At 71.7% G+C, this 14,207-nt stretch carries 10 protein-coding genes; 4 read left to right on the plus strand and 6 right to left on the minus strand.

Annotated features, from left to right (window positions below; all coding sequences use genetic code 11):
- Positions 1–4: 4 nt before the first annotated feature.
- The 3 genes from secA2 to CHC05_RS25205 all read right to left on the minus strand — a co-directional run bounded on the left by secA2 (position 5) and on the right by CHC05_RS25205 (position 4,575).
- A complete protein-coding gene (gene secA2, locus CHC05_RS25195) occupies positions 5–2,311 on the minus strand; it encodes an accessory Sec system translocase SecA2 (protein WP_089253037.1) in 2,307 nt (768 codons plus the stop codon).
- A 100-nt stretch (positions 2,312–2,411) separates the two neighbouring features.
- The gene (locus CHC05_RS25200) at positions 2,412–3,506 is read right to left on the minus strand and encodes a zinc-dependent alcohol dehydrogenase (protein ID WP_089253185.1); all 1,095 of its coding nucleotides are present in this window, start codon (positions 3,504–3,506) and stop codon (positions 2,412–2,414) included.
- Positions 3,499–4,575, minus strand: coding sequence for a Gfo/Idh/MocA family protein (locus tag CHC05_RS25205; RefSeq protein WP_089253038.1), 1,077 nt, complete (start codon positions 4,573–4,575; stop codon positions 3,499–3,501). The genes CHC05_RS25200 and CHC05_RS25205 overlap by 8 nt, the downstream gene beginning before the upstream one ends.
- A gap of 317 nt (positions 4,576–4,892) precedes the next feature.
- On the opposite strand from CHC05_RS25205, the gene CHC05_RS25210 reads away from it, so the two are divergent.
- The 3 genes from CHC05_RS25210 (at position 4,893) to CHC05_RS25220 (ending at position 7,694) form a co-directional block, all read left to right on the plus strand.
- Positions 4,893–5,918 carry a glucosyl-3-phosphoglycerate synthase gene (locus CHC05_RS25210; RefSeq protein ID WP_089253039.1) on the plus strand — a complete coding sequence of 342 codons (1,026 nt, stop codon included), beginning with the start codon at positions 4,893–4,895 and terminating at the stop codon, positions 5,916–5,918.
- Between the two features lie 22 nt (positions 5,919–5,940).
- Entirely contained in the window at positions 5,941–7,086 is a 1,146-nt protein-coding gene (locus CHC05_RS25215; RefSeq protein ID WP_089253040.1) for a glycosyltransferase, read from the plus strand.
- Positions 7,087–7,163: 77 nt separating this feature from the next.
- Positions 7,164–7,694, plus strand: a complete 531-nt coding sequence (locus tag CHC05_RS25220; protein WP_089253041.1) for a hypothetical protein — start codon at positions 7,164–7,166, stop codon at positions 7,692–7,694.
- Between the two features lie 121 nt (positions 7,695–7,815).
- Here the strand turns inward: CHC05_RS25220 and CHC05_RS25225 are convergent, their stop codons facing one another.
- Positions 7,816–9,294: a glutamate-cysteine ligase family protein gene (locus tag CHC05_RS25225; RefSeq protein ID WP_089253042.1), complete on the minus strand. Its 1,479-nt coding sequence runs from the start codon at positions 9,292–9,294 to the stop codon at positions 7,816–7,818.
- A gap of 149 nt (positions 9,295–9,443) precedes the next feature.
- Between CHC05_RS25225 and CHC05_RS25230 the strand changes: the two genes are divergently transcribed.
- Positions 9,444–10,787 carry an AMP-binding protein gene (locus CHC05_RS25230; protein WP_089253043.1) on the plus strand — a complete coding sequence of 448 codons (1,344 nt, stop codon included), beginning with the start codon at positions 9,444–9,446 and terminating at the stop codon, positions 10,785–10,787.
- A gap of 124 nt (positions 10,788–10,911) precedes the next feature.
- On the opposite strand, the gene CHC05_RS25235 is transcribed toward CHC05_RS25230, so the two are convergent.
- The gene (locus CHC05_RS25235; RefSeq protein WP_089253044.1) at positions 10,912–11,607 is read right to left on the minus strand and encodes a response regulator transcription factor; all 696 of its coding nucleotides are present in this window, start codon (positions 11,605–11,607) and stop codon (positions 10,912–10,914) included.
- Positions 11,604–14,195, minus strand: a complete 2,592-nt coding sequence (locus tag CHC05_RS25240; protein WP_089253045.1) for a sensor histidine kinase — start codon at positions 14,193–14,195, stop codon at positions 11,604–11,606. Before CHC05_RS25240 ends, CHC05_RS25235 begins: the two co-directional genes overlap by 4 nt.
- Positions 14,196–14,207: the final 12 nt, after the last annotated feature.

The following is a 14,207-nucleotide window of genomic DNA, read 5'->3' on the forward strand; positions in this document are numbered from 1 at the left end:
TGGGTCAGCCGTTGCCGCCCGAGCTGAGGCGGCGGCCGACGGCCGCGATGAGGCGGTCGAGCTCCGAGCCGAACGGGTTGTCGTGGACCAGGTAGGTCCAGGTGGCGCTCGGGCGTACCAGCGTCTTGTCGTCGGGCGCCCAGTCCTCGTCGAACTCGTTCTCGTCGAACGTCTCGACCGTGCGCTCCTCGATCGCCGGGACCAGCGCGTTGAACGCCGGCACGGCCGCGCGGTGGAACTCGTCGAGGGGGTCGAGGCGGCCGAGGGCACGGAGGTGCACGCCCTCGCGTACCTCGGACAGCTCCGCCAGATGCTCGGCCCACAACCGGTCGATGTGGTAGAGCGCGATCGAGCGCGCCACCCGCGGCAGCAGCTCCTCGTCGAGCTCGATCAGCTCCTCGGCCTTCTCGGGCTCGCGCTTCTTGAGCATGTCGGCGGCGACGTCGCTGGTCAGCACGCGCTCGCGACGCTCGGACAGCGCCTTGCGCTGCTGCTCGATCACCACGCTGTAGCGCCAGGTGTTGCGGTGGATCTCGTGCTGCACACCCTCGGACACCCGCTGGGCGTGCTCGACCGCGTAGTCGACCTGCTCGTCGGTCACGAGGCCCTCGAAGTTCATCTTCGGCGAGGCCGGGATCGCGTCGGGGGCGTTGCGCTGGATGAGGTCGTCTTCGAGGCTCACGAAGAACGTCGACGCGCCGGGGTCGCCCTGCCGACCGGCGCGGCCACGGAGCTGGTCGTCGACGCGGCGGCTGTGGTGCCGGCCGCCGCCGAGGACATAGAGGCCGCCCAGCTCGGCGACCCGCTCGCGGTCGGACTGGTCGCTGCCGCCCAGCCGGATGTCGACACCACGGCCGGCCATCTGGGTCGACACGGTCACCGCGCCGAACTTGCCGGCCTCGGCGATGATCTCGGCTTCCTCGTCGTCGTTCTTCGCGTTGAGGACGTGGCACGGGATGCCCGCCGCTTCGAGTGCCTTGGCGAGGCTCTCGGACTCTTTGACGTCGAGGGTGCCAACCAGGACCGGCCGGCCCTTCTCGTGGCTGAGCACGATCTCGGCGACCAGCGCGTCTTCCTTCTCCTGCCGGGTCGCGTAGATCCGGTCGGGGTCGTCGACCCGGACGCAGGGCGTGTTGGGCGGGATCACCGCGACCTCGAGCTTGAAGTATTCGCGGAGCTGCTCGCCGACCAGCACCGCCGTCGCGGTCATGCCGCAGACCGTCGGGTAGAGGGCGATGTAGGCCTGCACCGTGATCGTGCCGAGCACCTCGCCCTCGGCGGTGGCGTCGAGACCCTCCTTGGCCTCGACCGCCGCCTGGAGGCCGTCGGGCCAGCGGCGACGCTGGGCGACCCGGCCGCGCATCTCGTCGACGAGCTCGACCGCGCCGTTGCGCACGATGTAGTCGACGTCGCGGTGGAGCAGCGCGTGCGCGTGGAGGGCGACGTTGACGGCGGAAAGCTGCTCGACGTGCTCGTCGTCGTAGAGGTCGATGCCGCCCAGCTTGCGCTCGACGACCGCGAGCCCGGTGCTGGTGAAGGCCACGCTCCGGCCGTCGTCGGCGATCTCGTAGTGGCGCCCGGACCGCAGGCCCTTGACCACGCCGGCGGCGACGTGCACCGGGTCCTGCTCACCCGCGACGGCACCGGCGAGCACCATCGGCACCCGCGCCTCGTCGATCAGGATGGAGTCGGCCTCGTCGACGATCGCGGTGGCCAGCGCGCTCTGGACGCGGTCGTCGACGTCGGTGACCAACTGGTCGCGCAGATAGTCGAAGCCCGCCTCGCTGACCGACGCGTAGGTGACGTCGCAGGCGTAGGCCGCGCGCCGCTCCTCGGGGGTCGACGACTCGGTCACCCAGCCGACCGAGAGGCCGAGCAGCTTGTAGATCGGCTCCATCCACTCCGCGTCACGGCGGGCGAGGTAGTCGTTGACGGTGAGCACGTGGACCGGGCCGTTGTTGCTGCGCACATGCCCGTACGCCGCGATGGCCGCGGTCAATGTCTTGCCCTCACCGGTGGCCATCTCGGCGACGCTGCCACCGAGCATGGCGAGCACGCCGAGCAGCTGGACGTCGTAGGGCCGCTCGCCCAGCGTGCGGCGCGCCGCCTCGCGGCCGAGCGCACAGATCTCGGCGACCTGGGTGGCCTCAGCGGCCCGCTCGGTCAACGCGGCGTCGTCGAGCTCCTTGAGCTCGTCTTCGAGTGCCTCGATCTCGGGCAGCACCTTCTGCAGCGGCGCCAGGTCGACCGTCGTGCCCGGGCGCTGGAGGAAACGCTGGGTCCTGTTCTTCAACCGCTGCATGACTCCCATGGACGGAAACGGTACCTGGAAGACGGCTTGAAGCGGAGCCCGGCACGAGCCTGTGGACAAGTGTTCGAAACTGCCTGTGGACAACCGACCTGATCTTCGTTCAGACGCTCAGAATGACCTGCAGCTCCTGGCGTTTGCGGTCAGCGAGATCGACGAGCAACGAGGCCGCCGACTCGAAGGGCACGACCGCCGACACCAGGTGTCGTACGAGGAGCGCACCCCACGGAGAACGGAGCAGGTCGATGGTTTCACCCGAGAGGCGGTCCCGGTCCCACTGGTGGGCGAGGCCGCGCGGCACCCGCCCGATCTGGGCACACCGCACCGCGAGGCCGTTGTGGTGAAACTCCTCGCCGAGCCGCACCGCGTCCGCGCCCCGCTGATAGAAGGCGAGGTCCACCACGGTGCCCTGTGGCCGCAGCAGGCGCAGGGCCAGTCGCAAGGCGAAGGCCTGCCCACGGCACTGGAAGACGATGTCGGCGCCGCGGTCGGCGGCGGCGTGCCGCCACCGGGTCTTCAGCACCACGGCCGGGTCCTCGTCGCCGTCCGGGTCGAGCACGTCGAAGCCCAGCGCGGCCGCGACGGCCCGGCGTTGCGGGGTCGGGTCGATCACCACCACCGAGGCCGCTCCGTGGTGGCTGGCCAGGGCGGCGGTCAGCAGCGCGACCACGCCTGCACCCACAACCGCGACCCGCCGGCCCCGCACGCCGTCACCTAGGTCCCGCACGTCGCCGTTCGTGGCGTCCGCGGCCGCGTGCAACAGGCCGTTGGCGCAGATCGGCCCCATGTGAGCGGCATAGACGCCGAGCATCGGGTCCAGGTCGTCCGGCAGTGGGACGACGCGGTCGACGAGCGGATCTCCGAGGTACGCCGTGCGGTGCCCGTAGGTCATCGCGACCAGCCTGCCCTCGTCGACGGCCGCGGTGCGGCTGGTGACGACCCGGCCCACCTCCATATAGCCCAGGTGCTCCACCGGGTACGGCGACGCCGAGGTGCCCGACCGGAAGAGCCCGAGTTCCGCGTCCCAGCTCGACCCGAGATAGGGGTTGGTGCCTTTGACATAGCTCAGCTCGGTGCCCGCCGACACGCCGGAGAAGACGGTCTCGACCCGGAACGTCCCGGGCCGCACCGGCTCGGCCGCGACGTCCCGGATGCCGACCTCGCCGGGAGCCGCGACCACCACGATCCGGTCACCCATCTGCCGACCCGCCCTCGACGGGGACGGCTCGCGGGTCATGCCCGTCGAACTCGGCCCGTCCGCTCCGCGGCGCCGGCACCGACGGACCGGCCGGCGCGGCGAGGGTGACCGGCTGGCCGGTGCGGGCCGACTCGGCGATCGCGCAGGTGACGCGGTGGGTTTCGAGGGCTTCGGCGTACGGGACGCGGATGTCGTCGCCGATGCCCCGGATCGCGTCGACGAAGGCGCGGTCGACGGCTACGCGTGCGGCGTCCGGATCACCCGGGATGCGGCGTTCCTGGCCCGCCCCGTCCCGGACCACCAGCTCGTCCTCACCGACGAACAGGGCCAACCCGTCCGCGATGATCTCCAGGCCCGCACGTTGTTTCCAGCCGAGTACGCAGGCCGAGCTCAGCGTCCCGACCGCACCACCAGAGAAGATCAACGTCGCGGCGGTGGCCGCGTCGACGTCGGCGTCGGGCACCGGGGGTGGGGTGCCGGTGCCGGCTGCGTAGACCGCGGTCACCGGGCCGACCAGGGCCCGGGCCAGGTCCACGACGTGCGCCGCCTGCTCCACGACCGGTCCGCCGGACCGGTCGGACCGGATCCACCACGCGACAGGAGGCACTTTGTCCCACCACACGCCGTTCACCAGCCGCACGGGGTGGTCGGCCAGCAGCTGGGCCGCGGTGCGCACCACGTCCAGGTATCGCCAGTGGTGACCGACCGCGGTCAGCGTCCCGCGCCGGGCCACCTCGGCGGCCAGCCGGGTCGGCACGGTCAGGTCTACGCCGAGCGGCTTCTCGACGAACATGGCCGCGCCCGAGGCCAGCACGGCTTCCTCGGCATGGCCGTGGGCGAATGGGGGAACACACACGTAGACGGCGTCGGGTTCGAGCGAGAGGAGGGTCGCCACGTCCGGAAACGCGGGCGCTCCGTGTGTCGAGGCCAGCGCCTCGGCGGCGGTGGGCACGACGTCGGTGACGCCGACGATCTCCACGTCGGCGAATCCGGACAGCACGCGCGCATGCCGGTGGGCGACATTTCCGGCGCCGATCATTCCGACCCGGCACTTTTCGCTATACGCCATAAGCCGACCTTTCATGTCGAATGCCCGTGTCACACCAGTTACTTTTGCCACCGGCGTAACCGGATCAAACATCTGATATGTGTCGGACATCAGGAACCATCGACACTTGGCGCGTCATCAAACGTTCACACAGGTGAGTGGGCAATGCGCAATTCGATCATCAGTATGTGTAAAAGCGGGCGCGGTTTGTCTCGGGCAAAACGGGGAAAACGAACCGCCCCACGGCAGCGCCGAGGGGCACGGCCGCGCACAACGGGGCCGAGCACAACGGCAGAGCAGAACTAGTGGCTCGACGGATCGCGTCTGGGGGTGTGCCTATGTGGCACTCGCGAACAACCGTTTCACCAGTGGTCGAGGCCTGGTCGACCTACCGCACCGGCTCGGCGGGGCAATGGATGCCGCGCCAGCTCGTCGCCGCCAAACGGGGCACGACAGTCAGCGTGGTCATTCCCGCACGCAACGAGGAAGCGACCATCGGCGCGATTGTCGCCACCATCCGGCAGCAGCTCGTCGAACGCGTACACCTGGTCGACGAGCTCATCGTGGTCGACTCGCGGTCGTCCGACGCGACCGCCCGCGTGGCGGCCGCCGCCGGCGCCCACGTGGTCAGCCAGGACCAGATGACCAGGGGGCTGCCCCGGCTGGAGGGCAAGGGCGACGCGCTCTGGGCCGGCCTGGTGGCCGCCAGCGGCGACGTCGTGGCGTTCGTCGACGGCGACCTCGAAGACTTCGACGCCCGGTTCGTCACCGGGCTGGTGGGGCCGCTGCTCACCGACCCGAGCGTCGGCTACGTCAAGGGCTTCTACCACCGCGGCCTGCACCACTCGGCCGGCGTGGTCGAGGCCGACGGCGGCGGCCGGGTCACCGAGTTGACGGCTCGGCCGTTGCTCAACCTGTTCTGGCCGGAGCTGTCGGGGTTCGTCCAGCCGCTCGCGGGTGAGTACGCCGGGCGCCGGACGCTCCTGGAGCAGCTTCCGTTCGTCTCCGGCTACGGCGTCGAGATCGCGATGCTGGTCGACCTGCTCGACCTGGTGGGCCTCGACGCGCTCGCCCAGGTCGACCTCGGCGAGCGGCGCCACCGTCACCAGAGCACCGAGGCGCTCGGCCGGATGGCCGCGCAGATCATGCACACGGTCTGGGAGCGCCTGCAGCGGCAGGGTTGGGTCACCGCCGACACGCAACCCTCGACCCTGCTCACGCAGTTCCGGCGCGGCGGCACCGATGCGCTGCCGAACCTCGACCGCGAGATCGTCGTCACCGACGTCTCCGTCAAGGAGCGCCCGCCGCTGCGCGAGATGGCCGACCTCGCCAGCCGGCGACGGCGCAGCCGGGTGGCGGCATGACCAGTCGAATAGGCAGACCGGCATGACCTTCACGGTGCTGGTCAACGCCGGGCCATGGCTGCCCGTCCCCCCGAAGGGTTACGGGGGCATCGAGAACATCGTCGCCACGCTGGTGCCGGAGCTGCGCCGGCTCGGCGTCACCGTCCTGCTCGCCTCGGTGGGCACCAGCACCGAGCCCGTCGACGAGCTGCTCGCGCCGTTCCCGGACGGGCAGTTCGGCTGGCTGCAACGGCCGTACAACCAGGCCAACGGTGTCGCCACCGCGCACCAGGCGGCCGTGGTCCGCACGGTCCGCCAGCGCGACGACATCGACCTGGTGCACGACCACGTCGAGGCGATCGGGCTCGCCATGCTGGCCGCGATGGAGCCGACCGCCACGCCGGCGCTGCACACGCTGCACTGGGACCTCGGCAAGCACCCCGAGCTCTACGGCGCGTTCGACGGCGGCGGCCGGGTCAGCGTCAACGGCGTCAGCGCCGCACAGTTGAGGAGGGCACCGCGCGCACTTCGCGCGCACGCCATAGGCCACGTCCACCTGGCCACCCCCCTCGCTGTCGACGCCGAGCGACGACCGATCCCCGACCAGGCCGAGCACATCGTGATGCTCGGCCGCATCACCCCCGGAAAGGGCCAGGACCTGGGTGTACGCATCGCCCACGAGGCAGGTTTCGACCTCGTGCTGGCAGGCCCGGTCGGCCCCTACAAGCAGCCCGACGAGCTGGCCGCCGCGCTGCGCGACCCGGCCACCGCGGCGAACCCCGACGTCCGCTTCTGGCGGGAGAAGGTGGCGCCGCACGTCGACGGCAGCCGGGTCCGCTGGGTCGGCACGTTGACCGGCGCGGCCCGCGACACCCTCGTCGCCGAGGCCCGCGCCATGCTCGCGCCGTTGCGCTGGGAGGAGCCCGGCGGCACGTTCGTCGTCGAGTCGCTGGCCCTCGGCACGCCGGTCGTCGGCACCGCCCGCGGTTGCCTACCCGAGCTGATCGAGCACGGCCGCACGGGCCTGCTCACCCGGAGCGAAGACGAGCTGGCCGACCTGGTGCTCGCCGCCGGCAAGCTCGACCCCGCCGAGTGCCGACAGGAGGCAGCGCGCCGGTTCACTCCGTCCACGATGGCCGAGCGCTACGTCGAGCTGTACGAGGAGGTGGTCGGCCGCCCGATCGGGTAGTTATTCATTCACGGGCGATCATCAGTGCTGATCAATACACTGTGTGAACACGGCTTGACGCAAAGTGGTGATCAGCGATGACTGACACGGTCTTCTACCACTCCGGACCGACCCTGACCGGCCGCGTCGTGCGGCTGATGCCCGGGTACGCACGTGAAATGAAGGTCGGCCAACCAGCCCTCGTCGTGGTCCTCACGGCCGCGACCGTGGGCCGGCTCATCGGCCGCGCGATCCTCTCGGTCCTCCAGGCCGGCACCCGCGGTGCCTCGCCGAGGCGCTGGAAGGACCTGCGCAAGGCGCCGGAGTTCCTGGTGACCCCGCTGCGGGTACGCGACGGCTCGGGCCGCCTCTGCGAGGTGGAGATCCACGGCCACCTGCCGCAGAGCGCGCTCGAACCCTCGGACCACATCCAGGTGACGGTGGCACCGCAGAAGGACCGCACGATGCCCCCCAAGGCGGAGCGCATCGTCAACATCACGACGGGCCAACTCCTCCGCCCCCGGGTACCCACCCTGTGGTCCCACATCGGCCCGGCCCTGATCCTCCAGGCCCTCCTCGGCCTAACCCTCCTCGGCATCGTCGGCGCGGCCTACACCGCGGCCCAATAGCGACGGACGACCGACAGACGGCCGATCCACGTCACAGCGTCAAGAGCCGAGACGGCGCCCGTCCCGGATCGCGCCGAAGACCTGGTCCGACTCGTTGCCCGGCACCAGCGGCAGAGGGTGCCTACGGCAGGGGCCACTCGTGGACTGGCTCGTTGCTGTGCATCAGGGGTACATAGCGTTTGACCACCTCGCGCAGGGCTTCTCGGCGGTCGAGGTTCGCTTCGACCTCCAGGTGGTGGAGGGTGTCGACCTGCCAGCTCGCCCCATTCCGCCCCAGTAGGCACCTTTGCTCGATGATGCCCAGCAGGCGGTCGCGTTCTGCCGCATCGACTCCCCAGCGGTCCAGGCCCTCCGAGGCCAGCGGGAGCAGGCGGCGCAGCACCAGCTCCGTCACCGGCAGGTAGCCCAGGCCCGGCCAGAAGACCTGCGCGCCGATCCCGTTTCGAGCGCAGTTGTGGAAGTTCTCCTCCGCCGCGCTGAAGGACATCTGGGACCACAGCGGACGGTCCGACTCCGCCAGGGAGCGGACCACCCCGAAATAAAAAGCAGCGTTCGCGATCGTGTCGATGACGGTCGGCCCGGCCGGCAGGACGCGGTTCTCGACCCGCAGGTGCGGGCGGTTGCGGACCACGTCGTAGATGGGCCGGTTCCAGCGGTAGATCGTGCCGTTGTGCAAGCGGAGCTCGGCCAACGTGGGGGTGTCGCCGCCGGCCAGCGCCTCCGCCGGGTCCTCGGCGTCGCAGATCGGCAGCAGGGCCGGGAAATAGCGCACGTTCTCCTCGAACAGGTCGAACACCGAGGTGATCCAACGCTCGCCGAACCAGACCCGCGGGCGTACCCCCTGGGCCTTGATCTCTTCCGATCTGGTGTCCGTGGCCTGCTCGAAGAGCGGGATCCGGGTCTCGCGCCACAGCTCCTTGCCGTAGAGGAACGGCGAGTTGGCACCCAGCGCCACCTGCACGCCTGCGACGGTCTGGGCGGCGTTCCAGTACGAGGCGAACCCCGCCGGCGACACCTGCAGGTGGAACTGGGTCGACGTGCACGCGGCCTCGGGCGCGACCGTGTCAGCCGAGGTGTTCAGGCGCTCGACGCCGTCAATCCGGATCGTCAGGTCCTCGCCGCGGGCCGCGAAGATCTGCTCGTTGATCAACGCGTAGCGCGGGTTGGCCGACAGCGACTCCACCGTCAGGTGGCTCTGCCGCAGGGTCGGCAAGATCCCGATCATGACCATGTGGGCGCCGACCGCACGGGCCTTGTCCTCGGCGGCGTTCAGGCTGGCCCGGATGTCGGTCTCGAACTCGGCCGACCCCCGCGCACCGAGCCGCCGCGGCGACACGTTGATCTCCACGTTGAACTGGCCGAGCTCCGTCTGGAACGCCGGGTCGGCGACGGCCGCGAGCACGTCCGCGTTGCGCATCGCCGGGTCGGAGGAGTCGTCGATCAGGTTGAGCTCGATCTCCATGCCGGTCAGCGGCCGCTCGAAGTCGAAGCGTGACTCGCGCAGCATCTCCGCGAACACGTCGAGGCAGCGGCGCACCTTCTGCCGGTAGCGCGCCCGGTCTTCGCGGGTGAACTCCCGTTGGTCGACCTCTTCGCCCATCAGTCACCGCCCCTGGACTCGGATCCACCCGACATACCCACAAAGCTCCCACGACACGCGGTCCGCCGGAAGGGTTACGGCGTGTTGTCTCTCAACAACACAACGGCAGCGGGTACGTGACGGCGACGCGATGTGGCAGCCTGGACCGGGTGTCCCTGCTGCCCGCCCTGACCGGCACCTTCGGCGACGCGCCCGACGCGGTGCGCCTCGGTGACCACGCGACCGACTTCGCCGGCCTGGCCGAGACCGCCGCCGCGCTGTCCCGCCGCATCGGGGGCGCGAAAACCGCCGCCGTCGTCGCCACGTCCACCCTGGAGACCGTCACCGCGGTCCTCGCGGGCCTGCACGCCCACGTGCCCGTAGTCCCGATCCCACCCGACGCGGGCCCGGGCGAGCGCGACCACATCCTCCGCGACTCCGGCGCCGACGTCCTGCTCAACGCCACGACCGCGCCCGCCGGCGTCGAGGCGGTGCCGCCCGGACAAACAGACCGTGCACCCTGGACGGAGCCCCAAACAGCCAGGACCGCACTAATCCTCTACACGAGCGGCACCACCGGGCGCCCGAAAGGCGTGCCGATCACCGGAGACGCGATCGCCGCCTGCCTCGACGGCCTCGCCGACGCCTGGGACTGGACGAGCGACGACCGCCTGGTCCACGCGCTGCCGCTCTACCACGTACACGGCCTGGTCCTCGGCGTCCTCGGCGCCCTGCGGACCGGCAGCCGCCTGCACCACACCGGAAAGCCCAGCCCCGACCTCCTCGCCGCGGCCCAGGGCAGCCTCTACTTCGCCGTGCCCACCGTCTGGCACCGCGTCGCCGCGGCCCCGGAAGCGGCACGCGCTCTCGGCACCGCCCGCCTGCTGGTCTCCGGCAGCGCCGCCCTGCCGGCCGGGGTGTTCACCGCGATCGAAAAGCTGAGCGGCCAGGCCCCGGTCGAGCGCTACGGCATGACCGAAACGCTGATCACCGTCGCCACCCGCGCCGACGGCCAAAGGCAGCCGGGCGCCGTCGGCATCCCGATCAAGGGTGTCGAGACCCGCGTGGACGGCAACGGCGCGCTGGAGGTACGCGGGAACACGGTCTTCGCCGGCTACCTGGGCCGCCCGGACGCGACCGCGGCCGCGTTCACCGGCGACGGCTGGTTCCGCACCGGCGACATCGCCACCATCGACGACGACGGCGTGCACCGGATCGTCGGCCGGGCCTCGACCGATCTGATCAAGACCGGCGGCTACCGGGTCGGCGCGGGCGAGATCGAGGACGCCCTCCTCAGTCACCCCGCCGTCCACGAGGCCGCGGTGGTCGGCCGCCCCGACGACGACCTGGGCCAGCGCATCGTCGCGTACGTGGTCGCCGACACCGTCGCGACGGAAACCCTCGTCCAGCACGTGGCGACCGCCCTGTCCGCTCACAAGCGACCGCGCGAGGTCGTCTTCGTCGAGGCACTCCCCCGCAACGCCATGGGAAAGATCCAGAAGCACCGCCTGTAGCCCGTCGCCCAGGACCGCGCCCGCGGCCATCGAGAACGGCCTCCAGCGGTGGCTCGATCGGCGCGAGCGGGCCTACGACAAGCGGCTCGCGCTCGACGGGCGCTACACCGCCCGCATACCTCCGTCATCGCTCCTCGGACGGCGGCGGCGCGACCAGGCGGTAGCCGACGCCCTGTTCGGTGAGCAGGTGGCGCGGTCGGGAGGGATCGTCCTCGAGCTTGTGCCGGAGTTGGGTGAGGAACTGCCGCAGGTAGTTCTTGGAGTCCTCGTACGACGGTCCCCACACCTCACGCAACAGCTCGCGGTGGGTGACCAGGTGTCCCTCGTGCCGCACCAGGATCTCCAGCAGGTGCCATTCCGTCGGGGTGAGCCTGGGCAGCGGCTCGTCGCCGACCAGGATCCGGTCGGCCACGTCGACCACGTAGCGGCCGACCCGGACGCGGGAGGTGCCGGCCGGGGCGAACCTGCGGCGGGTGACCGCGCGGATCCGGGCGAGCAGCTCCTCGACGTGGAACGGCTTGGTCAGGTAGTCGTCGGCGCCGGCGTCCAGGGCGACGACCTTCTCGTCGTTGCCGGCCCGGCCGGTCAGCACGACCACCGGCACCGGGCTCCAGGCGCGCAGCCCGCGCAGCACCTCGAGGCCGTCCATGTCGGGCAGTCCGAGGTCGAGGACGACCAGGTCGGGCCGGATCCGCAGGGCCGACCGCAGCGCTCCGGCGCCGTCCGTCGCGGAGTCCACGGCGTACCCGCGGATCCGGAGGTTGACCTGGAGCGTGCGGACGATCTGCGGGTCGTCGTCGACCACGAGCACGCGCATCATCGCCGGTGGCGGCGTTCCCGCACGGCCCGCTCGACCGCCTCGGTGGCGGCGGTGTCGCCCGGGGACACCGCGGCGGGCAGCGCGAGCACCATGGTCAGCCCGCCGCCGTTCGTCGTCTCCGGCACCAGCGAGCCACCCATCGCCTCGGCCAGGCCGCGGGACAGCGCGAGGCCGAGGCCGACGCCGTTGTGGTTGTCGCGGTCGCCCATGCGCTGGAAGGGCACGAACACCCTGTCGCGGTCGGTCTCCGGGATGCCCGGGCCGTGGTCGACCACCCGCAGCTCGACCCGGTCGTCCTGGTAGCGGGCGGTGACCTGGGGCGGCCGGCCGGGCGGGCTGAACCGCAGCGCGTTGGCGATGAGGTTGACCAGGATGCGCTCCAGCAGGCCCGGGTCGGCGGCGACGGCCGGCAGGTCGGCGGTGAGGTCGGAGCGGACCGCCAGGCCGTTCGGGCCGAGCTCGTCGAGGGCCCGCGGCACCGCGTCCTCCAGGCCGATCTCCGCGAGGGTCACGCCGAGCGCGCCCGCCTGGAGCCGGCTCAGGTCGAGCAGGTTGTCGACCAGGCGGCCCAGCCGCACGAGGGACTCGTTGGCGGCGGCGAGCAGCTCGTCGCGGTCGTCGTCGGAGAAGGCCACCTCCTCACCGCGCAGGCTGTCGACGGCCGCCTTGGCAGAGGCCAACGGGGTACGCAGGTCGTGGCTGACGGCCGCGAGCAGGGCGGTCCGCATCCGGTCGGCCTCGGCCAGCGGGCGGGCCTGGGCCGCCTGCTCGGCGAGCCGCTCGTGCCGCAGGGCGACGGCGGCCTGGGCCGCGAACGCCTCGATGAGCCGGCGGTCGGCGGCTGCGGGAGTGCGCCCGCGCAGCGCGAGCACGAGGCTGTCGTCGACGGCGACCTCGGTCTGCGCCTCACCGGGCGCGCAGCACGGCGGCCCGCCGACGCTGGCGGCGACGTCCCAGGACAGCGGGCTGCGCTGCCGGTCGGGGCGGTCGCCGGCGTCGGTGCGGCGCTCCAGCAGCGTCACCGTCTCGAGCCCGAACGTCTCCCGGAGCCGCTCCAGCAGGGCTGTCAGCGGGCCGGTGCCGCGCAGCACGCTGCCCGCGACCGTGGCCAGGGTCTGCGCCTCCGCGCTGGCCTGCGCGGCCTCGCGGGTGCGCCGGGCCGCGACGTCGACGATCCACGACACCGCGGCGGCGATCGCCACGAAGACGGCCAGCGCCAGGATGTTCTCGCGTTGGGCGATCGTCCACTGGTTGGTCGGCGGGGTGAAGAAGTAGTTGAGCATCAGGGACGCGCCGACCGCGGCGAGCAGCGCCGGCCAGACGCCGCCGACGAGCGCGATGCCGACGACCGCGGCCAGGAACAGCAGCATCTCGCTGGGCAGCGACAGGTCGGGACGCAGCGGCAGCAGCATGGCGGTGAGCGCGGGCAGGCCGGCGAGCACGAGCGCGAAGCCGATCAGGCGGCGCCGGGGCGAGAGTGCGGGCGCCGGCACGGCCAGGCGGCCACGGCCGACCTCGGGGTGCGGCACGAGGTGCACGTCGATCGCGTCCGAGCGGGCCGACGTGGTGACGCCGACGCCCGCGGAGACGAGCTGGGCGAGCCGTCCGCGCCGGCTGACGCCGAGGACGAGCTGGGTGGCGTTGACGCCGCGGGCGAAGTCGAGCAGCGCCCGGGGGATGTCGCCGCCGACCACCTGGTGGAAGCTGCCGCCGAGGCTCTCGACCAGCAGCCGTTGCTTGGCCAGCAGGGCCGGGTCGGCGCCGGTCAGGCCGTCGGAGTTGGCGACGTGCACGGCCATCAGGTCGGTGCCCTTGCTGCGGGCGGCGATCCGGGCCGCGCGGCGGATCAGCGTGTCGCCCTCGGGCCCGCCGGTCACCGCGACCACGACCCGTTCCCGGGTCTCCCAGGTCTTGCCGATCCCGTGCGCGTCGCGGTAGCGCTCGAGCTGCTGGTCGACCTTGTCGGCCAGCCAGAGCAGGGCGAGCTCCCGCAGCGCGGTCAGGTTGCCGACCCGGAAGTAGTTGCCGAGCGCGGCGTCGATCTTGTCCTGGTGGTAGATGTTGCCGTGCGCCATCCGCCGGCGCAGGGCCTCCGGCGTCATGTCGACCAGCTCGACCTGGTCGGCGGCGCGCACGACGCTGTCGGGCACCGTCTCGCGCTGGACGATCCCGGTGATCTGCTCGACCACGTCGTTGAGCGACTCGAGATGCTGGACGTTCACCGTGGACAGCACGATGATGCCCGCGTCGAGCAGCTCCTGGACGTCCTGCCAGCGCTTCTCGTTGCGGGAGCCCGGCACGTTGGTGTGCGCGAGCTCGTCGACCAGCGCGACCTCGGGCCCGCGGGCCAGCAGCGCGTCGACGTCGAGCTCGGTGAAGGTGGCGCCGCGGTACTCCGCCGTGCGGCGCGGCACCACCTCCAGGTCACCGATCATCCGGGCCGTGAAGGCCCGGCCGTGGGTCTCGACGAAGCCGACGACCACGTCGGTGCCCCGCTCGACCCGGCGTTGTGCCTCGTCGAGCATGGCCACCGTCTTGCCGACACCCGGGGCGGCCCCGAGATAGATGCGCAGTTCTCCGCGTGCCATTCCCTGAACCGC

This window comes from Asanoa hainanensis (genome assembly GCF_900188485.1).
GTDB classification, from domain to species: Bacteria; Actinomycetota; Actinomycetes; order Mycobacteriales; family Micromonosporaceae; genus Asanoa; species Asanoa hainanensis.